Source organism: Streptomyces sp. NPDC006476, assembly GCF_040612015.1.
GTDB classification, from domain to species: Bacteria; Actinomycetota; Actinomycetes; order Streptomycetales; family Streptomycetaceae; genus Streptomyces; species Streptomyces griseorubiginosus_B.
In genome coordinates this window covers 48,933-72,522 of the sequence record NZ_JBEXPK010000034.1, presented here as the reverse complement: position 1 = coordinate 72,522, position 23,590 = coordinate 48,933, and the positions used below count along the sequence as shown (strand labels likewise).

Below are 23,590 nucleotides of genomic sequence, written 5' to 3'. Positions count from 1 at the left end.
ACCCGCCGTGGGCGCTCACTCGGCGGCTGACCCCGGAAACCGGCCGCGCCGACCGCCCTACCCTCCCACCCGGATCACCATGTACGTCTCGCCGTCCCTCGGCGGACGTGTCCAGGAACGGGAGGCGAACGTGTGCAGCCGCCCGTTCACGATGGCATGCCGTGGCAGAGACGCACCGAACTCCCCGGCCACCGCTTCCAGAAGCGACCGTTCCGCCTCGGCCGCACCCTGCGAAGCACCGAAGAACCGGCTCGGATCCAGCGGCCCCGGTATCTCGCCGCTCTTCCGGATCTCACCGTCCGCGTAGGTGAACGCGTACTGCTCGGCACCGTCTCGTGCCACCGAAAGATGGAAGTACGGCTCCCGGTGCCCTGTCCGCAGGCCGCTCCACACCACCACCGCGCGGGTGCCGGCGCTGGCCGTCGCGGCGGGTGAGACGAACCGTTGCCCGGCGAACGGAGCGGGGTCGCCGTCGAAGGCGAAACTCCACCCGGTGCCGGCCCGGCCGATCGCCATGAGGGCCCGGTCGTCGTACGACGAGAACTCGCGCCGGCCCTGCAGAGAGCCGCTGCGCGCCTCCCAGATGGTCATGGGTGCGTTCAGCGTGGCGCCGTCCACGTCCGCGAGACGTCCGGGCAGTTCCTCCGGCTCCACGCCCTCCACCAGGACGAACCGGTACGACGTGCGGTTGTTGCCCCGATCCGGTTCCGCGAGCCATGCCATGCCGCCCGGGTCGAGCCCGGGGCTCGCATCCGGCGCCTCACCGGCCTGCCCACCCCGTGGCGTGGACAGCAGCTCGCGGCCTCGCTCAGGCGTCAACAGCGGTCCCAGCAGCGGGTCTGCCACCCAGGCCAGCGGCGCCAGATGGTCCGGACCCAGCGGCTCCCACAGCGGCAGTGCCCTCAACAGCGTCCGCCACGCCCCGTCGGTGTCCCCCCAGCGCGCCAACTCCCGCGCCGCGTCGACCGCTTCCCCGAACGGTCCCGCCGCGGTGTACCGGTAGGTGCCGTTCCTCACCTGCTCCAACGTCGCGTAGGCGAGTGCCATGAGGTCGTCGTCCGCTCCGCGCAGATGGAAGGTCAGCGTGGAGACGTCCCGGTACGAGTGCGCCGCGTGCTCGGCGACCAGCGGCGGCAGCAGCTCGGGAGCGTAACGCGGGTCCGTCACCAGTCCGTCGAAGTAGACCATGTAGGTCTGTCCGAGCAGACGGCGCAACTGGTCGCCTAGTCCGGCGGCACGCGGTCTGCCGTACGCCTTGGCCTCGTCCAACCCCTTCGCGGCGCGTTCCCAGTCACCGCGCAGCGCCTCCAGCCGGGCCTCGTCCATCAGGGCGTCCAGCTTTCGCGTGGTGGCGTTGGCGAACACAGGCTCCCCGTCGCTCCGGTCAGCCCGCAGGCTGTGGAACTCCCGGTGCATGTCCCGCATGAACTCAAGGAAGTTCGCGTGCCGTTCGGGTGGCTCGGCCCGCCAGCTCGCCCATGTGTACACCGCCCACTCGCCGTCCTCGCCCACGTCCTCGGGGTCCATCAGGACGTAGGTGGCGTCGGACTCGAGGTCGAGCTGGAGTCCGCGCCGCCAGAGGTCCGCCTCCCGCCGTTGCTCGGGCCCCGCGTCCTCGTCCAGGTACTCCTCGAACATCTCCCCGAGTCCTGACGCGTCGTTGTGCCAGCGTGCGCCCTCGGTCCCCGCCAGCAGCCACACGAACCCACCCGCATGCCGCCACCCGTCGCTGACCTCGAGGAACTCCCGGTACGACGGGGGCATCCGTCGGCCGAGACGCTCCTCCAGCGCCGTGATCCGCTCCTGGGACGCGGCCGGGAACCCCAGCCACCGCGCCTGCCGGGCGGCCTCGTCGTCCTGGCTCCGCGTCTCGCCGTCCGGCAGGGAATCGGCCCACTCCTCGCTCCACCTGAGCAAAAAGGATCGCCAGTCGAATGCCGTGGTGTCCGTCATACGCCCGATGCTGCCACCCACCACTGACAGCGCCCCGTCACGGGCCGCGAGCTCACGAGCCACGCGTCGCCGATCTGCGTGAAGCGTCGCGGTGCGGTGCTATGACGCGGTGGCCTGGTGTGGGGAGCGCAGTACCAGCAGGGTGATCTCGCTGGGGGCGAAGACGCGGAACGGAGGGCCCCAGAAGCCGGTGCCGCGGCTGGTGTAGAGCAGGGTGCGGGGGCCGTGGTGCGTGAGGCCGGCGAGCGCGGGCTGGTCAAGGCGGACCAGGTGGTGGAAGGGCCAGATCTGGCCGCCGTGGGTGTGGCCGGAGAGCTGGAGGTCGATGCCCGCGGCTGCCGCCCGGTCGACGAACTTGGGCTGGTGTGCCAAGAGCAGGACGGGCAGGCCGGGGTCGGCGCCGTCCAGCGCTCCGGCTAGGTGCGCGCGGTGGCCGGCCAGGCCGGAGGACTCGGCGGTGACGTCGTCCACGCCGGCGACCACGAGGGTGTCGCCTCCGCGTTCGAGCAGTAGATGGCGGTTGCGCAGCGGCTCCCAGCCCAGTTCGTCCATCAGATCGACCCAGCCCTGGGCCTCGCTGTAGTACTCGTGGTTTCCGGTGACGTACACACGGGCCCGGGTGGCCTCCACGGTGCCGAGGGGGACGGCCTGGGCGCGGCGGCGTTCGGCCGTGCCGTCCGCGATGTCGCCGGTGTGGCAGACCACGTCGGCCTCCAGGGCGTTCACCGCCTCGCACACCCGAGCCGACCAGCGGGCACGATCGAGTGGGCCGTAGTGCGTGTCGGTGATCAGGACGACCCGGAGCCCGTCCAACCCGGCCCCCAGCCGCGGGAGTCGCACGTCGAGTCGGCGCACGCGCGGCACGCGGCGGGCCTCGACGTACCCCCACGCGAGCAGTACGGCGGCCACGGCGAGGACGGCCCAGGTGACGATCCGGGCCCGGTCCTGGCTCTCGCCGACGCCCGCCACGGTCAGGGCGAGCCGCAGCAGGATGCCGAGCAGCACCGACCAGGTGAACAGGACCCAGCTGCTGCCCAGCAGGCTGTCCCCGACGATCGCCATCCGGTCCTGCTGGCGCCGGCCGTGGCCGCGCACCATCGCGAGCGGCATACCGACCAGGCCGAGGGCGAACAAGACGGTGCCGACCAGTGTGACGGGCAGCGGCCAGTGCTGGCCGCCGTACAGGAGCACCCAGCACGGCACGGTCCACAGCAGGACGGGGGCGATCAGGGGTATGTAGCGCATCAGGCGGTACAGTCGGCTCCGCCGCGGCGCCTCCGCCTCGCCCTCGACGGGCCGGGTCTCGCTGGTGTCGGTCACGCTTCCCCTCCTGACCGGGCTGCCCTTTCACGCACTGTATCCGGTCGACCTCGGCATGAGCCGCGATCGGGGTGCCGCGGCCTCGGCCACGCGCGACCGCCGTCCCATGAGCAGCATGACGACCCTGACATGCTGCGGCCCGCCGTGGCCGCCGCCGTACGATGGGCGAGCGCTTGCGTGAACGGGTCGGAAGTGAAGGCGGCACGCATGACCAGGGGCGACGACACGGACGCCCTCGACGAGGCGGCGAAGGTGTTCATGGCGGTCCGGCCCTGGCTCTTCGGCATCGCCTACCGCGTGCTCGGCAGCACCGGCGAGGCCGAGGACATCCTCCAGGAGGCGTGGCTGCGCTGGCAGCACACCGACCGGGGCGCGGTCCGCGAGCCGAAGGCGTTCCTCGCCACCGTCACCACCCGACTGGCGATCAACCTCGCCCAGTCCGCCAGGGTGCGGCGCGAGGCCTACACCGGTCGCTGGCTGCCAGAGCCCATCGACACGCGCGCCGACCCGCAACTGGGCGCCGAGCGGGCCGAGGCCCTCGATCTGGCGGTCCTCTTCCTGCTGGAGAAGCTCAACCCCGTGGAACGGGCCGCCTACGTGCTGCGGGAAGCCTTCGACTACCCCTACCGGCAGATCGCGGACATGCTCGAGACCAGCGAGAGCAACACGCGCCAGCTGGTGAGCCGCGCGCGCAAGCGCATTTCGTCGGAGCGCCGCAAGCCCGTCGACCCGACGGAGCACCGACGGCTGATGGAGGTGTTCCTCACCGCGGCACAGACCGGCGATCTGGCCGTGCTGGAGAACATCCTCACCGAGGACGTGGTCAGCTACACCGACGGGAACGGGCTGCGCGGGGCGTCCCGGATCCCGGTCGTCGGCCCGGTGCACGTCTCCAGGTACCTGGCCGCCTTCGCCCCGCGCTTCTGGCCGCGCAAGGAGATCACCTGGGTCGAGGCCAACGGCGGTCCTGCCGCCCTCGTCTCGGACGGCGGGACGGCCGTCGTCCTGCTGACCCTCGACATCTCGGACCGCGGCATCGAGCGGGCCATGTGGGTCATGAACCCGGAGAAGCTGGAACGCTACGTGGCATCGCTGAACGACTGAAAGCGTGGTTGTCACTACACGTCGAACGGACGGTGTCACAGACAGAGTCCCTGCCCGGTCCCTCTGATACAGGCATCAGGGAAACCCGAAAGGAATTCCGTCATGAAGGTCGTAGTGATCGGTGGGACCGGGCTCATCGGCTCGAAGGTGGTCGCCGGGCTCGGCGCCCACGGACACGATGCGGTCGCGGCGTCACCCAACACCGGAGTCAACACGCTGACCGGCGAGGGGCTGGCCGAGGTCCTGCGGGGTGCGTCGGTCGTGGTCGACGTGTCGAACTCGCCCTCGTTCGAGGACGAGGCGGTCATGGAGTTCTTCCGCACCTCGACGACCAATCTGCTGAAGGCGGAGACGCAGGCCGGCGTGGGGCATCATGTGGCGCTGTCCGTGGTCGGCACCGACCGCCTGCAGGGCAGCGGGTACTTCCGCGCCAAGCAGGTCCAGGAAGACCTGATCAAGGCATCCGGCAACCCCTGCACCATCGTGCACGCCACCCAGTTCTTCGAGTTCGCGAAGGGGCTCGCCGACGGTGTCACCGAGGGGGACACCGTGCGTCTTCCCGACGCCAGGATCCAGCCCATCGTCTCCGACGACGTGGCCGCGGCCGTCGCCCGTGCCGCCGTCGGCGCTCCGGTGGACGGCGTGGTGGAGGTCGCCGGCCCCGAGGCGTTCCAGCTGGAGGAGTTCATCCGCATGGGTCTGACCGCCCTGAACGATCCCCGCAAGATCGTCACGGATCGGCAGGCGACGTACTGGGGTGCCCCGCTGGAGGAGAACACGCTCCTGCCCGGCCCTGACGCACACATCGCCGAGACCCGGTTCGCCGACTGGCTCGCCCAGCAGAAGTAGTGCATGCATGACGGAGGGCTCTCGACAGGACGTACTCGTGGGAGCCCTCCGTCCGTCCCGGAGTGGAGGGCCGTCGGTGGGTGTCCGATCGGCCTGCGGCGGGGGATCAGCGCGTCGTTGAGATGCGCGCCTTGGCCGCTGGCGGGTGGGCCAGGGCGGAGGCGAGTTGGGCCAAAGCCGGGGCTAGCGTGCCCTGGTCGCCGATGGCGGCGAGCAGGCGGGACTCTTCCGCACTGACGCGATGGGCGGCACGGTCATGGAGGATGCGGCCGCGCGCGGTGAGATGGAGCAGGACGCGGCGGCGATCGGCGGGGTCGGAGCGGCGGTGCACGAGGTTGTCGGCGACCATGGCGTCCACGAGCTTGGTCAGACTGGGAGCCGGCATGAGCACGCGGTCGGCGATCTCGGTCATCGGGTGGCCCTGGCCGTCGGCGGTCACGGACAGCACCCGCCACCGTTCCACCGAGCAGCCCTCCTCCTCCAGCAGCGCCGCCAGACGCCGGGTCAGGCTCCGCTCGGCGTGCGTGAGAAGGCGAGCGAGGTCCGGCGACGGTTGGGACGGCATTGCCGGTGTCCTTCCGGTAGGTCTACTGTGCGCAAACATTACGAGCCTCCGCGAGGGCGCCGAGGCCGGGACGAGGATCTGTGTCCCCATGCCCTCACGGAGGTCGTCTGATGGATCCGGCGCGACCGATGCGCCCGCGTACCGCGGGTGAGACGGTCACCGTGGCCCTGGTCGTCCCGCTGCAGGGTCCGGCGGGGCTCTTCGGTCCGTCGTGCGAACTGTCGGCCCATCTGGCCGCCGAGGAGCTGAACACCACGGGAGGCATCCTGGGCCGCGAGGTCCGTCTGATCGTGATGGACGGCGGAGGGCCGCCGGAACGCGTGGCGGCCGAGGTCGGGGCGCTGGTGTCGCTGGGCGCCGTGGACGCGGTGGTCGGCTGGCACATCTCGGCGGTCCGCCGGACACTGGCACCGGTCATCGCCGGCCGTGTCCCCTACGTCTACACGGCTCAGTACGAGGGCGGCGAACGCACCCCGGGAGTCTTCCTCACAGGGGAGGCCGACACGGAACAGCTGCTGCCGGCGATGCGCTTGCTGTCCGAGGCCACCGGGGTGCGGCGCTGGTGCACCGTCGGCAACGACTACGTCTGGCCCCGCATCACCGCCCGCGCCGCGCGCCGCTACGCCCGCGCCCTGGGCGGCAGGATCCACGACGAGATCTTCGTACCGCTGGGCACCGAGGATTTCGGACCGGTGCTGCGCCGCATCGCGCGCAGCGAGGCGGACGCCGTACTCATGCTGCTGGTGGGCGAGGACGCGGTGCGGTTCAGCCGGGCCTTCGCCGCATACGGGTTGCACCAGCGTTGCCAGCGGCTGAGCACCCACCTGGACGAGAACATGCTGCTGGCCGCGGGCGCCGAAGCCACCGAGGGACTGTGGGCCGCGGCCGGTTTCTTCGAGACGCTGGCGACCAGGGAGAGTCTGGACTTCAACCGTCGCTATGCGCACCGGTTCGGGGCGGAGGCGCCGGTCGTGGGCAGCCTCGGCGAATCCTGCTTCGAGGGCCTGCGGTTGCTCGCCGCTCTCGCGGAGCGGGCCGGCACCCTGGACGTGCGATCGATGCGGCGTGTCACGGACTCCGGGGCGGAGGTGGCGTACGAGGGTCCCCGCGGGCTGCTGCGTCTGCAGGGCAACCAGCTCCGCCAGCCGCTCTATCTGGCGCGGGCGGACGTCTTCGACTTCCACGTCGTCGCCCAACTCTGACCCCCGTCCGCTCCTTGGGTCAGTGGGCTCCAGCGCCCGCACCCTGGACCCGTTGACAGTACCTCTCTCTTGGAATAGTTTCTAGAGAAAGTTTTAGGCAGCCTCACCTGTCTGATCCGCCCGCCGGTACCGGGCCTCCGGCAGCAGGGCCCGCAAGGCCGTCCGCAATGCCCTGCATTTCATTTCCTGACGGCTTTCCGAAAAACAATTCGGCGTCCGCATTTTCACAATTCTACGCGCATAGCCAAAGAGTTTTCCAAGGATTCTCCATTTAAATGAGGTGAAACGGCGGGGAAATAATGCGGCCGGAATCTTCCGTGCACTGCCCCGGGATGTCCGGGGCTCCGCTCAGGAAGAGGGAAGAGCCGTGACGGAGATCGTCGACAACCAGGCGCCCACGCCACCGCCGACGGTGGCGGACTCGTCCGCCGGTGCTCCCGGCGCCGCGGGGCGTACGTACAACGAGTGGGCCAAGAACGACACCCTGGAGGACTACTCGCTGCGCTACGCGCCGAAGTCCTTCCGGCGCTGGACGCCTTACGTCGTGGCCACCACGGCACTGGGCGGCATCGCGTATCTCGCCGACTTCGCCATCGGCGGTTCGATAGCCATCTCCAACGGCTTCTCCAGCGCCATGGTGGCCATTCTCGCCGCTGCGGTGGTCATCTTTCTCACCGGCATTCCGATCTCGTACTACTCGGCGAAGTACTCCATCGACATGGATCTCCTGACCCGGGGAGCGGGCTTCGGCTATCTCGGCTCGACCCTCACGTCGGTCATCTACGCCAGCTTCACCTTCATCTTCTTCGCCCTCGAAGGCTCGATCATGGCGCAGGCCCTCGAACTGGGCCTGCACATTCCTCTGGCCGTCGGCTACCTGATCTGCTCGCTGATCATCCTGCCGCTGGTGACCTACGGCATGACCGCGCTGTCCAAGATGCAGGTGTGGACACAGCCGGTCTGGTTGGTGCTGATGGTCGCGCCCTTCGTCTCCATCGCGATCCAGGAGCCCGGCAAGTTCTCGGAGTTCACCCACTTCGCGGGCAACTCGCCGACCGGGTCCAGCATCAGCATGCTCGGCGTCGGCGCAGGAGCCGGCGTGGCTCTTTCCCTGATCGCGCAGATCGGTGAACAGGTCGACTACCTGCGCTTCATGCCGGACAAGACCCCGGAGAACGCCAAGAAGTGGTGGGGAGCGGTCCTCTCCGCCGGACCCGGCTGGGTGGTCCTCGGCGCGGCGAAGCAGATCGGCGGCGCCTTCCTGGCCTTCTACATCGCCGGCAGCGTGGGTCTGTCCAAGGCCAACGAGCCCATTCAGCAGTACGTGCACGGCTTCAAGACCTTCGCCGCGCCCGTCGCTCTGGGGCTGGCCACGTTCTTCGTGATCCTGTCCCAGATAAAGATCAACTCCACCAACGCCTACTCCGGTTCGCTGTCCTGGTCGAACTTCTTCTCCCGCCTCACGCACCGGCACCCGGGCCGGGTCGTCTACATCTTCCTCAACGTCGGCATCGCGCTGGCCCTGATGGAGGGCGGCGTCTTCGGCTTCCTCAACACCGTCCTCGGCTTCTACTCCAACGTGGCCATCGCCTGGATCGGCGCGGTCGTGGCCGATCTGGTCATCAACAAGCCGCTGAAACTGAGCCCGTCGTACATCGAGTTCAAGCGGGCCCACCTGTACAACTTCAACCCTGTCGGCTTCGGCTCGATGCTGATCGCCTCCGCCGTCTCCATCGCCGCGTACTTCGAGGCGTTCGGGGACTACGGCAAGGCGTACTCCCCCTTCATCGCGCTGTTCCTGGCCATGGTGCTCTCGCCGCTGTTCGCGATGCTGACCAAGGGCAAGTACTACATCGCGCGCGTCGACGACCTCGACGAGCCGCTGCTCGACGCGAACGGCCTGCCGTCCGCGGTCACCCTGACGTGCACCGTGTGCGCGACGGACTTCGAGCGGCCCGACGTCGCGGGCTGCCCGTTCCACTCGGGAGCGATCTGCTCACTGTGCTGCAGCCTGGAGAGTGCCTGCCACGACTCCTGCAAGACAGGGACGGGCGCGGGCCCGATCGACCTGTCCATGCCCACCGTGCGCGCAGCGGACTGACGGTTCCCTCACCTCTCCGGCCCGTGTCCTCATGGCACGGGCCGAGAGGTCGGTCCCCTGCGCGGAGGCGGTCGTCGTGGAGGGGCTCCTGAAGTGCGAACTCCGGGTGGTCCGGCCGTTTCCGAGGTTCGCCGCAGAGCGCGTCCACACCGCGCAACGGACGACCCACCCACCCACCCTTGACGCTGGGATGGTCTTGCCCGGCGCAGGCGTGACATCACCCCAGCCCGACGCCGTCCAGCTTGCCCGCCTTGGCATCGGTGATGATTGAGGAGAACTGGTCGGCGCTCATCTGGATGCGCTGGCCGAAGTCGTCCGTGAGCACGATCCGCTGTTCGGCCGGGGCATCGGGGTCGACGAAGAGCTGGGGACAGCCGCAGTTGCAGTTCCCGCAGAACGTCGCCATTGGTTCGAGTCCGCTGATCTCGCTCATGCTGCTCCACCTCCGAGGGCACAGGGGTGCGGTGCGCCGGCTCCTGGTCGGCGCGGCCGCGAGGGGACTCTCCAAGACCTACCCGGCGTGCCGTGGGCGGACGCGCGTCCTCGCCGGGGGCGGGTGCGCGGCGGAAGACGTGTGTGCGCTCGTGCTCCGCCCGCGCTTCGGTTGCGTCGATCCGGTCACGATGGCTGGGAACTGAACGGGGTCGGTATCCGACTATTGGGAATTCGCCGGCAAGCTCGCCGAGAATCTCCAGCGTCTTGCGGACGTTCCGCTCCTGGGGACTCGGAGAATCCGGTCCAAGTGGATGACCACAGTGTCCCCGGGGCACCACATGGCTCCGCACAGGCAGGTCTGGCTGTCGTTCCTCGGCTGAGCGGCGCGGCACGGGAGCCCCGGACGGTGTGCCCCGTGCTAGCGTTGTGCTTTTGCTGTGTCGCTGTGTCGGTGCTCCGTTGGGTGTCTCCGGTCGGCGGCCGCGTCCCTGCCGCGCCTTCCTCGGTACGGTCCCTTCGGAGGAAGGCTCTCTGTGAGCGAATCAACACGTGCCGATGCCCGACGGCAGGGCAATCTGTCCGAGGCGTCGGGCGTCACTTCTGCAGTGCCCACGGCGGTGTCCTTCGCCCAGCTGGGGTTGCCGGCCGAGGCTCTGCGGGCGCTCGATGAGCAGGGTGTGACTGTGCCCTTCCCCATCCAGGCGGCGGCGCTGCCGAATGCGCTCGCGGGACGGGACGTCCTGGGCCGGGGCCGCACAGGATCCGGCAAGACGCTCGCCTTCGGCCTGGGGATGCTCGCCCGGACGGCCGGGCGGCGCGCGCAGCCGAAAGAGCCGCTGGCGCTCGTTCTGGTGCCCACCAGGGAGCTGGCGCAGCAGGTCGGTGAGGCGCTCACCCCGTACGTCGAGGCGCTGCGGCTGCGGCTCGCGACCGTGGTGGGCGGCGCGTCCATCGGACGGCAGGCCGCCGTGCTGCGGGATGGTGCCGAGATCGTCGTAGCCACGCCCGGTCGGTTGCACGACCTCATCGAGCGCAAGGACTGCCGACTGGGACGGGTGCGCATCGCGGTCCTGGACGAGGCCGACCAGATGTGTGACATGGGGTTCCTGCCGCAGGTCACCAGGATCCTGGACCAGGTGCGTCCCGACGGGCAGCGGATGCTGTTCTCCGCCACCCTCGACGGCGACGTCGACCAGCTGGTGCAGCGCTACCTGCGCGACCCCGCCGTCCACTCGGTGGACCCTTCGTCCAACGCCGTCTCCGCGATCGAGCACCACGTCTTCGTCGTGCACGGCCCTGACCGGTACGCCGTGACCACGGAGATCGCCGCTCGGGACGGCCGCGTCCTGCTGTTCCTGGACACCAAGCACGGCGTCGACCAGCTCACGCGGCATCTGCGGGCCAGCGGCGTGGCCGCCGCCGCCCTGCACAGCGGGAAGACCCAGCCGCAGCGCACCCGGACCGTGGCCCAGTTCAAGAACGGGCAGATCACCGCGCTGGTAGCGACGAACGTCGCCGCACGCGGCCTGCACATCGACGACCTCGACCTCGTGGTCAACGTCGACCCGGCCAGCGACCCGAAGGACTATCTGCACCGCGCAGGCCGCACGGCCCGGGCCGGCCGCTCCGGCACCGTCGTGACACTCGTCCTATCGGGACAGCGCCGCGAGACGAACCAGGTCATGGCGGATGCCGACGTCGCCCCCAAGGTCACCAAAGTGCGGTCCGGCGAGGCGGAGCTGAGCCGGATCACCGGCGCCAAGGCCCCCTCCGGAAAGCCTCTGGACGGCGGGCCAGCCGTACCGCGCCCCAAGAACCACCACGTGCCGTTCGGCGGCCTGGGCAGCACCAAGGACGCGAAGAGCGGTTCCGGTGGCAGGTCGTCGTCCCGCAAGAGCAGCGAGGCCCGCAAGCTCGCGGAGGCCCGCAAGGCGGCTCGAGTGCGGCGCGGCGGCTGAGACCGGCTTCCCGGACGGCCGGGCGATGTCTTCGTCCACGCTGCTGGACGGATACGCGGGACCGGAGCTCGGCCGGGGTGACCGTATAGCGGGCGACATGGGTCTGGATCGTCAGCCGAACGACCCGAGCCCGGGTTTTGCAGCCCAGCCGTCCCACTTCGGGCCGATGTCCCGGGCCCGCATCGGTTCGGGCGGTAGCGGCTGCTTGCGGTCGGCCGAATCGGCGGCAGTGGCGTGGCCGATCGGGGCCTGGGCGAGCGGTTACCGGGAGCGGTGAAGGAACGCCTGCCCGAGCAGCCGACCCGGCGTACGAAGGCATTCCCCGGTGCGAAATACTCTCGCGATGAGTTCACGCCCTTTTCCGATCAGCCAGCCGATCACGATACGGAGGGCCGTCGCGCGGGATGCCAAACGGCTCACGCGGCTCGTGCGTGGCTCAGGCGCCTACGAGGGTAAGTACGCAGCCGCAGTCGCGGGCTACCGGGTCGGTCCCGATTACATCGAGGCGCACCGCACCTTTGTGGCCGTCGGCGCCGACGACCAAGGAGGCCGGGTCCTCGGGTTCTACTCGCTCGTCCTCGCGCCACCGGAGCTCGACCTGCTGTTCGTCGCCGACGAAGCGCAAGGACGGGGTATTGGACGGCTGCTCGTGGCTCACATGAAGTCCGAGGCCCGTGCCGCCGGGCTCGACCGTCTCAAGGTCGTGTCGCATCTTCCCGCCGAGGGGTTCTATCACCGCGTCGGTGCGGTGCGGACCGGGACCGCATTCGCCAACCCGCCCGCCGTGCCGTGGGACCGTCCCGAATTCGAGTTTCGCATTCCTTCGGAATGACGCGGTGTGCCGGTTGGCGAGGCACTGGCTTCGCCTGCATGGTGGCCGACATGCAGGAGCCGCTGGACACCGCGCGCTCCGTGTGTCCGGCGTGGATGCGGCGAGGCCGCGGCCGGAAGCGGGACCGTGCTGCCGGCCGGTGGTTCAGGCGTCGATGATGACGGGGATGATGAGGGGCTTGCGGCGGTGGGTGCGGAACGCCCAGTTCGCCACGGCCCGGGCGACCAGTTGTTCGAGTTGGCGCGCGTCCCCGACGCCTTCCTCGGCCGCGGTGGCCAGGGTCTTCTCGATGACGGGGATGACCGGCTCGAAGGTGGTGTCGTCGTGGACGAAGCCCCGGGCCAGGAAGTCGGGGGCCTCGGCCAGTGCGCCGGTGTCCGCGTCGACGATCGCCACCACCGTGACCACGCCTTCGGCGGCGAGGGTGAGGCGGTCCTTCAGGGACGCTTCGGTGGCGCCGCCGACTTCCATGCCGTCCACGTAGACGTTGCCGGCGGGGACCTTGCCGGTGACGGACGCGCGCCGGTCGACCAGGTCGACGACGACGCCGTCCTCGGCGATGACGACCCGTTCGGGGTCGACACCGGTGCGGATGGCGAGGTCGGCGTTGGCCCGCAGGTGGCGCCATTCGCCGTGTACGGGCATGACGTTGCGGGGCTTGACGATGTTGTAGCAGTAGACGAGTTCGCCGGCGCTGGCGTGCCCGGAGACGTGCACCTTGGCGTTGCCCTTGTGGACCACGTGGGCGCCCCACCGGGTGAGGCCGTTGATCACCCGGTAGATGGCGTTCTCGTTGCCGGGGATGAGGGAGCTGGCCAGCAGGACGGTGTCGTCCTTGCCGATGCGGATCATGTGGTCGCGGTTGGCCATCCGTGACAACGCGGCCATCGGTTCGCCCTGGGAGCCGGTGCACACCAGAGTGATCTTGTGGTCCGGAAGCTTCTCCAGCTCCTTCGTGCTCACCAACAGACCGGAGGGGACCTTCAGATAGCCAAGGTCACGGGCGATGCCCATGTTGCGGACCATCGACCGGCCGACGAAGGCGACCTTGCGGCCGTGCTGGTGGGCGGCGTCCAGGACCTGCTGGATGCGGTGCACGTGGCTGGCGAAGCTGGAGACGATGACCCGGCGCGGCGCGGTGCGCATCACCTGTTCGATCGCCGGATTCAGCTCACGCTCGGAAGTGGTGAAGCCAGGTACTTCGGCGTTGGTGGAGTCGGTGAGGAACAGGTCCACGCCCTCCTCACCGAGGCGGGCGAAGGCGCGCAGATCGGTGATGCGGTCGTCGAGAGGGAACTGGTCCATCTTGAAGTCGCCGGTGTGCAGTACCGTCCCCGCCCGAGTGCGGATCGCGACCGCGAGGCTGTCGGGGATGGAGTGGTTGACCGCCACGAACTCGCAGTCGAAGGGCCCGAAACCACGCCGGTCGCCCTCTCGTACCCGCACCGTGCGCGGCCGGATGCCGTGTTCCTTGAGCTTGGCCTCCAGAAACGCCAGCGTCAGCTTGGAGCCGACGAGGGGAATGTCGGACCGCTCGCGCAGCAGGTACGGCACGCCGCCGATGTGGTCCTCGTGACCGTGGGTGAGTACCACGGCCACGATGTCGTCCAGCCGGTCCCGGATCGAGGTGAAGTCCGGCAGGATCACGTCCACGCCGGGCTGGTTCTCCTCGGGGAACAGCACGCCGCAGTCGACGATGAGCAGCTTGCCCGCGTGCTCGAAGACGGTCATGTTGCGGCCGATCTCGCCTAGGCCGCCCAGGGCGATGACCCGCAGCCCTCCTTCGGGAAGAGGCGGTGCGGCTCTCAGTTCGGGGTGCGGATGACTCATACCCTGACGGTACCCGGAGATCCGGGGTGCCTCGGGACGATCAGATCGCGCCGGCGGCCGGACCAGGCACGGTGATGTCGTTCGGCGCCGTTTGGTCCACGACTGGTTGCCTGGAGGGCAATGATGTCTCCAGGCAACCGGCTTCGGGCTCTAGAAGAACCCAAGCTTCCGCGGGCTGTATGAAACAAGCAGGTTCTTCGTCTGCTGGTAGTGCTCCAGCATCATCTTGTGGGTCTCGCGGCCGATGCCCGAGCCCTTGTAGCCGCCGAACGCCGCGTGTGCCGGGTAGGCGTGGTAGCAGTTCGTCCAGACGCGGCCTGCCTGGATCGCGCGGCCGGCACGGTAGGCGGTGTTGACGTCCCGTGTCCACACGCCCGCCCCGAGCCCGTACAGCGTGTCGTTGGCGATCTTGATGGCGTCGTCGAAGTCGTCGAAGGACGTCACCGAGACGACCGGCCCGAAGATCTCCTCCTGGAAGATCCGCATACGGTTGTGGCCCTCGAAGATGGTCGGCTGGACGTAATAGCCGCCCTTCAACTCGCCGTCGTGCTGGATGCGTTCGCCGCCGGTGAGCACCTTGGCGCCTTCCTGCCGGCCGATGTCGAGGTAGGAGAGGATCTTCTCCAGCTGGTCGTTGGAGGCCTGCGCGCCGATCATCGTGTTCGTGTCGAGCGGGTGGCCGGTCTTGATGAGCTCGGTGCGGGCGACCGCCGCCTCCATGAACTCGGCGTAGTGCCCCCGCTGGACCAGCGCCCGCGACGGGCAGGTGCAGACCTCCCCCTGGTTGAGAGCGAACATCGTGAAGCCCTCGAGCGCCTTGTCCCGGAAGTCGTCGTCGGCGCCCCAGACGTCCTCGAAGAAGATGTTCGGGGACTTGCCGCCGAGTTCCAGCGTGACGGGGGTGATGTTCTCCGAGGCGTACTGCATGATCAGCCGGCCGGTCGTGGTCTCACCGGTGAACGCCACCTTCGCCACCCGCGGGCTGGACGCGAGCGGCTTGCCCGCCTCCACGCCGAAGCCGTTGACGATGTTCACCACACCCGGCGGCAGCAGGTCGGAGACCAGGCTCATCCAGTAGTGGATGGACGCGGGGGTCTGCTCGGCCGGCTTGAGCACGACCGCGTTGCCCGCGGCCAGCGCCGGCGCCAGTTTCCAGGTCGCCATCAGGATCGGGAAGTTCCACGGGATGATCTGCGCGACCACCCCGAGCGGCTCGTGGAAGTGGTAGGCCACCGTGTCGTCGTCGACCTCGCCGAGCGAGCCCTCCTGCGCCCGGATCGCCCCCGCGAAGTAGCGGAAGTGGTCGATGGCCAGTGGGATGTCCGCGGCCAGCGTCTCGCGCACCGGCTTGCCGTTCTCCCAGCTCTCGGCGACCGCGAGCTGTTCGAGGTTGGCCTCCATCCGGTCGGCGATCTTCAGCAGGATGTCGGAGCGCTCGGTCACCGACGTACGTCCCCAGGCCGGCGCCGCTGCGTGCGCCGCGTCGAGCGCCCGCTCCACATCCTCCGCCGTGCCCCGCGCGATCTCGGTGAACGGCTGCCCGTTCACCGGCGACGGGTTCTCGAAGTACTGCCCGCGGGCCGGCGGTACGTACTCGCCCCCGATGAAGTGGTCGTAGCGCGCCTGGTAGGAGACGATCGCGCCCTCGGTGCCGGGCGCAGCGTAACGGGTCATGCGGTGGGCCTCCTTCAGAAGCGCTGCCCGCCGTTGGGCAGCTTTCGCCAGGAGGCTAGGAACGCCTACGTTGCAACCACGTTGCCGTGCGCGCGACGGTGGCCCCGATGGTCATGACGGACGGCCCGGGCGGCGGACGGCGACTCCGGTCCAGTCGGCCGGTGCCCCCAGCTCCGACTCCAGTGCCGCGAGGCGCGAACGGACCGCCGGCGTGGGCCGCACCGCCGCCAGCGCCCGCCACGCCTCCAGGTCGTCCTCGCCCCAGGGCGCGTGCGCCCAGTCCGCCAGCAGGTCGGGATCGCGGCGGGCGATCAGCGCCGAGCGCAGACCGTCGGCGAGGCGGTGCCTGAGCCGCACCACCGCCGGAGCCTGGGAACCCGGCAGCAACGGACCGCCGTACCCCTTGGCGGCCGCCGTGATAGCGCCCGTCCCCAGACGCCGCTCGACGACGGCGACATCGGACTCCACCGGCACGGTCAGCCGGTACGGCCGCGAACCCAGCAGGGCCGGGCCCAGTACCCGGCGCAGCCGCGCCATCTCGGCACGCAGCGTCACCGGTGTCACCGACTCGTCCTCGTACAGCGCGCACAGCAGCTCGTCCCCGGTCAGCCCCTCGGGATGCCGGGACAGCAGTACGAGGATCTCGCTGTGGCGTCGGCTGAGCCTGATCCGCCGCCCCTCGACGAGGAGTTGGGCCTCGTCCCGGCCGAGGGCCGTCAGCTCCGGCGTGCCGTCGGCGGACCGCTCGGGGACGAGCAGCGCCAGCTGGGACTCCGCGGCCCGCGCGACCGCCTGTACGAACCCCAGGCTGTGCGGATGCGCGAGCCCGTCCCCGCCGGTGATGTCCACGGCGCCGAGCACCCGCCCGGTGCGCGGATCGTGCACCGGCGCCGCCGCGCACGTCCACGGCTGCACGCGCCGGCTGAAGTGCTCGGCCGCGAACACCTGCACCGGCCGGTCGACGGCGACCGCGGTGCCCGGCGCGTTGGTGCCCATCGCCGACTCCGCCCAGCGGGCACCCGGCACGAAATTCATCCGTCCCGCCCGCTGCCGAGTCGTCGAATGCCCCTCCACCCAGAGCAGCCTGCCGTGCGCGTCGCACACCGCCAGCAGATGCTCACCGTCGGCGGCGAAGGTCCCCAGCAGCTCCCGGAACAGGGGCATCACCCGGGCCAGCGGATGCTCGGCCCGGTAGGCACCGAGATCGCCGTCGACCAGCTCCACGTTCGCCGTGCCGTCGGGCCCCACCCCGGCCCGCGCGGAACGCCGCCACGACTCGGCCACCACCGAACGCACCGGGCGGGTCACCGTGCCCGCCTCGGTGAACGTCTCGTGCGCACGGCGCAGCATCCGCGCGTGCTCGGCAGGGTCGGCCCCCGGCTCCAGGGCCACCCACGGATCGGTCAACTGGGCCTCCCCGGCTGGTGATGCGGCTGGGGACATCGTCACTCCCCGTGCGCGCTCGGACAACCGTTACGACCGCGCTCACCTCGAACCGTGGGCCGCGTCGCACGGTCAGGCGAAGTTGACCAGTCTGATGTAGCGCGACCAGTCCCAGTTCGGCCCGGGATCCGTGTGGTCCGTCCCCGGCACCTCGTAGTGACCGATGATGTGCGCCCGGTCCTTGGGGATGCCGTACTTGTCGCAGACCCGTGCCGTCAGCCGGGCCGACTGCTCGTAGAGGGCGTCGGTGAAGTACGCCGGTTTGTCCACCCACCCTTCGTGTTCGATGCCGATGCTGCGGGTGTTGTAGTCCCAGTTCCCCGCATGCCAGGCGACGTCGGCCTCGCGCACGCACTGCGCCACATGGCCGTCGGCCGAACGCACCAGGTAGTGCGCGGACACGTTCTTCCGCGAGTTCTCGAAAATGGCGAGCGTGTCGGAGTAGGTCTCCTGCGTGACGTGGATGACCACGTAGTCCAGCGGATAGGACGACGGGCGGTCGGAGACCGTGTAGTTGGCGATGTTCGCCGGCTGCCACTCGGCGGACGGGTAGTCGGGCGCCTGGACCTGAGCGTCGGCCTGCGGGTCGGGAAGCAGCGCGTAGGGGACGGCGGCGAGGGCGGCGCCCTTCAGGAACCGTCGCCGGGTGGTGCTGGGTCTTGCTCGCTCCATGGAGCCGTGCCTTTCGGACATGGGGGGTGACGAGTAGACGTTGGGGTGACGAGTAGAGGCGGGGGGTGACGAGTAGAGGTGGGGGTCAAGAGAAGGGGTGCGACGAGAAGGGGTGCGACTAGAAGCCGTACGAACCGGACAGGGAGCCGGCAGCTCAGCGCCCCAGGGCCGCCGCGGTCTCGCGCAGCCGGTCGTGTATCCCGCGATGGGTCTCGCGCGCGGGCAGCCACTGCTTGCGGATCTTGGCCACGCACGTGTAGTTGGTGTCGCACACGTTGGCCAACGGCGACTCGACGGCCTGGGTTGCGAACTGGTACGCGTCCAGCTCACTGAACCCGTAGTCGCGCACCAGCCACTGCACCAGGTCGAGCTGGGATATCCGGAACGCGTCCTCCAACGGGCGGGCGGAACCCGTCGAGATGATGTGCGTGTCCGACTCGATGCGCGGCCACGGCGTGGCGAGCCCCTTCAGCAGTTCGACGATCACCACGGTGTTCATCGCGCACTCTACGGCGACCCCACAGGTCTCTCCCTCGCCCTGCCGGGCGTGTCCGTCACCCAGACTGAGCAGCGCGCCCTCGACGTTCACCCCGAAGTAGGCCGTCACCCCGGCCCGCATCTCGGGCGTGTCCATGTTCCCGCCGTGCGCGTCCGGCACCAGGGCCGAGCGGACCTCCAGGTTGGCCGGGGCCACGCCCACCGTGCCGTGCATCGGGTCGATGGGCAGCTCCGCCTCGATGTCGCTGTCGTGGGCCCGGAACAGCGCCGTGCGCCGGGTCCGGTCGAGCTGCCAGATCCACACGGTCTCCGGCAGCGGCGGCTGCAGGGTGGCCGTGGTGTGCGTGGAGGTGAGCGCGCCGAACAGGGGGACCGTGGTCGACGCGGCCCAGTCGCGGGCCGGTTCGATCGACACGAAGTGCACGGCGACCGTGTCGCCCGGCTCGGCGCCCTCCACGTGGAAGGGACCGGTCTGCGGGTTGAGGAACGGGAACTCGCACACCTCGGACACCAGGTCCTTCTCGGACCGCACCCGCCCGGCGAAGCAGTCCTCCGTGTACAGGTCCAGGACCGTGCCGGGCGCGATCCGCGCCACGGGCGGTGCGCCGCCGAACGTCCAGGCGTACTCGCCCGGTTCGGGCCGGACGGTCAGGATCCTCGGGTCGTTCATCGCTGTGCTGCTCCGTTCTGCGAGGTGCCGGTGAAGGCGGGTTCATCCAGGTGGACACGGGCGGTCTCGGCTATGCGCTCGGGATGCCGTCGCAACAGCACGGCCAGCACCACGAGCCCCGCGGCCATCCACACCCCGACGATCGGACCTGCGTACGACACCGGGGCCGTCAGCTCGGTGACGAAGTCGAAGACGGGCAGCCCTGCCGCGGTCAGCAGCGCCGGCACGAAGGCGACGATGCCGAGCAGCGGCAGCAGCAGATGCCTTATCGGCTTCAGCGCCTGACGCCTGCGGCGCAGGAAGTATCCGGCACAGGCGACGTTCACGACGATGTACACGCCGATCACGACCGTCACGATCACCGTGGCCAGCAGGAGGAAGGCCGTCACCGGGTCGTAGCCGAGCCCCAGTCCCAGCACCGCGCCGACCGCCACCACGCTCTGCACGGCGATCCCGGCGACGGGGGAGCGGTGGCGGGGATTGAGCACCGTGAACATCCGGGGCAGCACCCGTATACGGGCCAGGGCGAAGGCCGTGCGCGTGGAGACCGTGGAGCACGCGTTGGCGTTGGCGATCGTGGAGTTGACCACGGCGAGGAAGACCAGCACCCAGAACAGGCCGAACGACGCCCTGGCCACTCCCTCCCAGGACGCCTCGCCGGACGCGCCGAACCTGGCGAATCGGTCCGGCCCGAAGTACACCGTCATGGCGTAAGTGGTGACGACGTAGAACAGCCCGATCGCGAGCGCCGCGCCGAGGACCGCGCGATGCATCGTCCGGCGCGGATCCCGGGTCTCCTCGGCGAGCGGCGCCGCGGCCTCGAACCCGGCGAAGGCCAGCACCGTGTACACCGATCCCGCGAAGACCCCGCTCACCCCGCCGTATCCGTCGGCCGTGTGGGACGTGCCGAACACCGACAGGGTGTTGTGCCCTCCCGCCTTGCCGATCAGCCAGAGGGCGAAGACCAGGAAGACGAGGATCTCGAAGACACCGAGGACCGTGCCGAAGCGGGCCGAGGCGCGCACGCCGAGGTATCCGGCCGCGACGATGATCGCGGCTCCCGCGAGCGCCCACGGCCACCACAGGTCCGCCGGATACGAGGACCACTCGTCATGCAGCGTGCCCGCCGTTGTGAACCCGAGCTGCAGGAGCAGCAGCGGTGGCACCAGGGCTTCCACGAACACATAGCCCCAGCCGACGAGGAAGCCCACGGCTGGATGCAGACCCTGCGCCGCGTACGTGGCCACCGAGCCCGCGACCGGCAGTTCCCGCGCCAGTTCGGCCACGCAGGACGCGGTGAACAGACAGGCCACCAGCGCGATCAGCACCGCCAGCGGCAGACTTCCGCCCGCGAAGGCCGCACCGGACGGGATGGACGCGGCGACCGCCGCGGCCGGTGCCATGGCCGTGATGCTCTGGAACAGCACCTCGCGGAGCCCGATCGCGTCCCGCCTGAGTCCCGCCGTCACATGCCCCGCCGTCACATCCCCCGCCATGTGAATCCCCCTCAATTCACGTCGACACGCGTGCCGTCCGCCGATCCGGCGGATGCGCCTCGCGTGAATCACGGTACGGCGCTTGCGGGTTGGGCAGAAGGGCGCGGTGTGCTTCGGTGGACGGGGGTCCGTATGTGGAAAACTCCGTCACCCGGACGGGTGATCAGAGGCGTGGGCGAGGGCCACGGCGGCCCGGTTCGGCAGGTCTCAGTTCCGCTCGGCCACGGCGGCGGGGTCGTCGAGGACCGCTCGCACCACCGAATGCGCCGCCCCCAGCAACGGCCCCTCCGGGCCCAGCCGTGACACCGACACGGGGCAGGCCGGCCCCGCGGTGCGCCGGTCGAGCTCGGCCTCCAGTGACGGCAGCAGCCACGGCGCCAGGCCCGCCAGCGCACCGCCCAGCACCACGCTCTCCGGGTCCAGCAGATTGACCGCGCCGGTCAGCGCGATGCCGAGCGCCTTGCCCGCGTCGCGAAGCGCCCGCCGTACCGCCGCGTCCCCCTCGGCTGCCCGGCCTGCGAGCAGCCCCACCCGGTCCTCGCCGGGCTCCAGTCCCGCGGCCCGCAGCACCGCCTCCTCACCGGCGTACTGCTCCAGACACCCCCGCCCGCCGCACGCACACCTGGGCCCCTCCGGACGCACCGGCACATGCCCCAGCTCGCCGGCGAAACCCCGCGTCCCGCGCAGCAGCCCGCCGGCCACGACCACCGCCGCGCCGATGCCGATCTCCGCCGACACATGCAGGAAGTCCCCTCCAGTACCCTCGCCGAGCCAGAGTTCGGCGAGCGCGCCGAAGTTGGCCTCGTTGTCGATGGTCAGCGGGAAGTCCGCCGGGAGCAGGGCGCCGAGGTCGGTGTCGTGCCAGTCCAGGTTAGGGGCGCGGACGACGGTGCGGGCGTCGCGGGCGACCAGGCCGGGGACGGCCACCGCGAGCCCCGCGGGCCACAGTCCTTCGCCCTTGGCCTCGGCGACGACCTGGCGCAGCAACTCGGTGAGCTCGTCGATCACGGGTTCGGGGGAGCGGCCGCGGTTCGCGCCGTGGCGTATCGCCCGGGCCCGCACCTGTCCGCGCAGGTCGACCGCGCACACCGCGAGATGGTCCACGCCGATCTCGGCGCCGATCCCGCCGGGGCCGTGCCCGCTGACGGCGAGCGCGGAGCCGGGCCGCCCCACCCGGCCGGGCCGCTCCGGGCCCAGCTCCTCCAGCAGGCCCGAGCGTATGAGCTCGTCGACGAGGGTCGACACCGCGGCCCGGGTCAGCCCGATGCGGGAGGCGACGGCGGCCCGGGAAAGCTGTCCCTCGGCGTTGACGGCGTGCATGACCCGGGCGAGATTGCGCCGGCGCATGCCCTGTTGGGTGTCCGGCAGCACCCGGCCGGGTCCCGACGGGTGCGCCTCGTGCAGCGGTGCGGTCATGCCCCCGTCCTCAACGGCTGTCGGTGCTCCGCTCCAGCAGCGGGGCCGCGTCGGAGAGTACCCCGGCGATCCTGGCCAGCGTCTCCTCGTCCCGTTCCACGGGCTCCAGCACCGGGCCCGCGGCGGTGTTCCAGCGCCGCGCGACCGCGGCCGGATCCTCGCCGGTCAGCAGGCCCGCCGCCTGTGCCGCGGCGCCGAGCGCGACCAGTTCCCTGGCCTCGGGCACCTGCACCGCGCGGCCCGACAGCCGCCGTACGGTCTGCTGCCAGGCCGCGCCCCGGGCGCCGCCGCCGATGAGCAGGAGCGGAGCCGAGCGGTCCGCGTCCGCGTCCAGGACCAGGTCGAGTGCGCCGAGCAGTGAGTGCACGGCGCCGTCGTAGGCGGCCTGCAGCAACTGGCCGGCGGTCGTGTCATGGCGCAGGCCGTGCAGCAGGCCCGAGGCGGACGGCAGGTTCGGGGTGCGTTCGCCGTCCAGGTAGGGCAGGAGGGTGACGCCGGTGGCGGGTTCCACGGCCTCACGGTCCAGGCCCAGCAGGGTCGCGACCCGGTCGACGGCGAGGGTGCAGTTGAGGGTGCAGGCCAGCGGCAGCCAGTCGCCGTGCGCGTCGGCGAAGCCCGCCACCGTGCCGGTCGGGTCGGCCGGGCGCCGCCTGGAGACGGCGTACACCGTGCCCGACGTGCCGAGACTGAGCACCGGCGTGCCGGGGCGCAGACCCAGGCCCAGCGCGGCGGCCGCGTTGTCGCCGGTACCGGGGGCTACCAGAGTGCCCTTGGAGAACGGCAGGTCGTGACTGTCGCGCACGGTGCCGGCCACCTCGCCGGGCCGCACCACCCGGGGCAGCAGTGCCGGGTCGAGTCCCACGTGCGCCAGGGTCTCCTCGTCGTACGCCTCTGTGCCCGACGCCCACCAGCCGGTGCCGGAGGCGTCCCCCCGGTCGGTCGTGCCCTGGCCGGTCAGACGCTCGGTGAGGTAGTCGTGGGGCAGGCGCACGGCCTTGGTCGCACGCACCGCCTCCGGCTCGTTCTCCGCCAGCCAGGCCCACTTCGTCACCGTGAACGACGGGCCGGGCACGCTGCCGGTGCGCTCCGCCCACGCCTTCGGGCCGCCCAGCTCCTCGATCAGACGGCGGGCCTGCGGCGCCGAACGGACGTCGTTCCACAGCAGCGCAGGACGCACGGGCTCGCCCCGCTCGTCCAGGGTGACCAGGCCGTGCTGCTGTCCGCCGACCGACACCGCGGCCGCCTCGTGCGCCGCGTCGCCGCACTGGCGCAGCGCCTCGGACAGGGCGTCCCACCACTGGCGCGGGTCGCTCTCCCGGCCCGCTCCGGAGGAGACGGTGTGCGGTGCCTGGCCGCTCGCGACGACCTGCCCCGTGGCTGCGTCGACGATGAGCACCTTGGTGGACTGGGTGGACGTGTCCACGCCGACGACGAGCGGACCCTCGGCTGCTGACATCGGGCTCTCCCTTTTTTCCGCGGCTCAGCGGGGATGTTCCGGCACACACACCCTGCACCTCTTCCCAGGGCTGCCTCCGCATACTAATTTGTAAACGGCCATGACGAAATAGGCGT

General features: G+C 70.4%; 18 protein-coding genes. 6 read left to right on the top strand and 12 right to left on the bottom strand.

The window, feature by feature from the left end:
- Window positions 1-57: 57 nt before the first annotated feature.
- Both ABZZ74_RS32440 and ABZZ74_RS32435 read right to left on the bottom strand, forming a co-directional pair.
- On the bottom strand, window positions 58-1,953 hold the full coding sequence (locus ABZZ74_RS32440; protein ID WP_356771033.1) for an SMI1/KNR4 family protein: 1,896 nt from the start codon (window positions 1,951-1,953) through the stop codon (window positions 58-60).
- A 99-nt stretch (window positions 1,954-2,052) separates the two neighbouring features.
- A complete protein-coding gene (locus tag ABZZ74_RS32435; RefSeq protein WP_356771031.1) occupies window positions 2,053-3,273 on the bottom strand; it encodes a metallophosphoesterase in 1,221 nt (406 codons plus the stop codon).
- A 207-nt stretch (window positions 3,274-3,480) separates the two neighbouring features.
- Here ABZZ74_RS32435 and ABZZ74_RS32430 point away from each other — a divergent pair, with 207 nt between their 5' ends.
- Both ABZZ74_RS32430 and ABZZ74_RS32425 read left to right on the top strand, forming a co-directional pair.
- Complete coding sequence (locus ABZZ74_RS32430; protein WP_356771029.1) at window positions 3,481-4,377, top strand: RNA polymerase sigma-70 factor; 897 nt, start codon at window positions 3,481-3,483, stop codon at window positions 4,375-4,377.
- 102 nt (window positions 4,378-4,479) lie between these two features.
- A complete protein-coding gene (locus ABZZ74_RS32425) occupies window positions 4,480-5,226 on the top strand; it encodes an SDR family oxidoreductase (RefSeq protein ID WP_356771027.1) in 747 nt (248 codons plus the stop codon).
- A gap of 106 nt (window positions 5,227-5,332) precedes the next feature.
- Here the strand turns inward: ABZZ74_RS32425 and ABZZ74_RS32420 are convergent, their stop codons facing one another.
- Complete coding sequence (locus tag ABZZ74_RS32420; RefSeq protein ID WP_356771025.1) at window positions 5,333-5,791, bottom strand: MarR family transcriptional regulator; 459 nt, start codon at window positions 5,789-5,791, stop codon at window positions 5,333-5,335.
- A gap of 110 nt (window positions 5,792-5,901) precedes the next feature.
- On the opposite strand from ABZZ74_RS32420, the gene ABZZ74_RS32415 reads away from it, so the two are divergent.
- Both ABZZ74_RS32415 and ABZZ74_RS32410 read left to right on the top strand, forming a co-directional pair.
- Window positions 5,902-6,993, top strand: coding sequence for a substrate-binding domain-containing protein (locus ABZZ74_RS32415; RefSeq protein WP_356771023.1), 1,092 nt, complete (start codon window positions 5,902-5,904; stop codon window positions 6,991-6,993).
- Between the two features lie 412 nt (window positions 6,994-7,405).
- Window positions 7,406-9,094, top strand: a complete 1,689-nt coding sequence (locus tag ABZZ74_RS32410) for a hypothetical protein (RefSeq protein ID WP_356771070.1) — start codon at window positions 7,406-7,408, stop codon at window positions 9,092-9,094.
- A 217-nt stretch (window positions 9,095-9,311) separates the two neighbouring features.
- On the opposite strand, the gene ABZZ74_RS32405 is transcribed toward ABZZ74_RS32410, so the two are convergent.
- Entirely contained in the window at window positions 9,312-9,527 is a 216-nt protein-coding gene (locus ABZZ74_RS32405; protein WP_356771021.1) for a hypothetical protein, read from the bottom strand.
- A 535-nt stretch (window positions 9,528-10,062) separates the two neighbouring features.
- On the opposite strand from ABZZ74_RS32405, the gene ABZZ74_RS32400 reads away from it, so the two are divergent.
- Both ABZZ74_RS32400 and ABZZ74_RS32395 read left to right on the top strand, forming a co-directional pair.
- On the top strand, window positions 10,063-11,487 hold the full coding sequence (locus ABZZ74_RS32400; protein WP_356771019.1) for a DEAD/DEAH box helicase: 1,425 nt from the start codon (window positions 10,063-10,065) through the stop codon (window positions 11,485-11,487).
- Between the two features lie 343 nt (window positions 11,488-11,830).
- Window positions 11,831-12,319 (top strand): GNAT family N-acetyltransferase, encoded by a 489-nt coding sequence (locus tag ABZZ74_RS32395; protein ID WP_356771017.1) that lies wholly within the window; start codon window positions 11,831-11,833, stop codon window positions 12,317-12,319.
- Between the two features lie 144 nt (window positions 12,320-12,463).
- Here ABZZ74_RS32395 and ABZZ74_RS32390 read toward each other — a convergent pair whose 3' ends face one another.
- From ABZZ74_RS32390 to xylB, 8 genes are all read right to left on the bottom strand, one after another.
- On the bottom strand, window positions 12,464-14,149 hold the full coding sequence (locus tag ABZZ74_RS32390; RefSeq protein ID WP_356771015.1) for a ribonuclease J: 1,686 nt from the start codon (window positions 14,147-14,149) through the stop codon (window positions 12,464-12,466).
- Window positions 14,150-14,299: 150 nt separating this feature from the next.
- The gene (locus ABZZ74_RS32385; RefSeq protein WP_356771013.1) at window positions 14,300-15,823 is read right to left on the bottom strand and encodes an aldehyde dehydrogenase family protein; all 1,524 of its coding nucleotides are present in this window, start codon (window positions 15,821-15,823) and stop codon (window positions 14,300-14,302) included.
- 111 nt (window positions 15,824-15,934) lie between these two features.
- A complete protein-coding gene (locus tag ABZZ74_RS32380; RefSeq protein ID WP_356771011.1) occupies window positions 15,935-17,266 on the bottom strand; it encodes a GAF domain-containing protein in 1,332 nt (443 codons plus the stop codon).
- Between the two features lie 72 nt (window positions 17,267-17,338).
- Window positions 17,339-17,938, bottom strand: coding sequence for an N-acetylmuramoyl-L-alanine amidase (locus ABZZ74_RS32375; protein ID WP_356771009.1), 600 nt, complete (start codon window positions 17,936-17,938; stop codon window positions 17,339-17,341).
- Between the two features lie 154 nt (window positions 17,939-18,092).
- Window positions 18,093-19,106 carry an acetamidase/formamidase family protein gene (locus tag ABZZ74_RS32370; RefSeq protein WP_356771007.1) on the bottom strand — a complete coding sequence of 338 codons (1,014 nt, stop codon included), beginning with the start codon at window positions 19,104-19,106 and terminating at the stop codon, window positions 18,093-18,095.
- Window positions 19,103-20,602 carry an APC family permease gene (locus tag ABZZ74_RS32365; RefSeq protein WP_356771005.1) on the bottom strand — a complete coding sequence of 500 codons (1,500 nt, stop codon included), beginning with the start codon at window positions 20,600-20,602 and terminating at the stop codon, window positions 19,103-19,105. Before ABZZ74_RS32365 ends, ABZZ74_RS32370 begins: the two co-directional genes overlap by 4 nt.
- A 207-nt stretch (window positions 20,603-20,809) precedes the next feature.
- On the bottom strand, window positions 20,810-22,018 hold the full coding sequence (locus ABZZ74_RS32360; RefSeq protein WP_356771003.1) for an ROK family transcriptional regulator: 1,209 nt from the start codon (window positions 22,016-22,018) through the stop codon (window positions 20,810-20,812).
- Window positions 22,019-22,028: 10 nt separating this feature from the next.
- On the bottom strand, window positions 22,029-23,474 hold the full coding sequence (xylB, locus tag ABZZ74_RS32355; protein WP_356771001.1) for a xylulokinase: 1,446 nt from the start codon (window positions 23,472-23,474) through the stop codon (window positions 22,029-22,031).
- Between the last annotated feature and the right edge of the window lie 116 nt (window positions 23,475-23,590).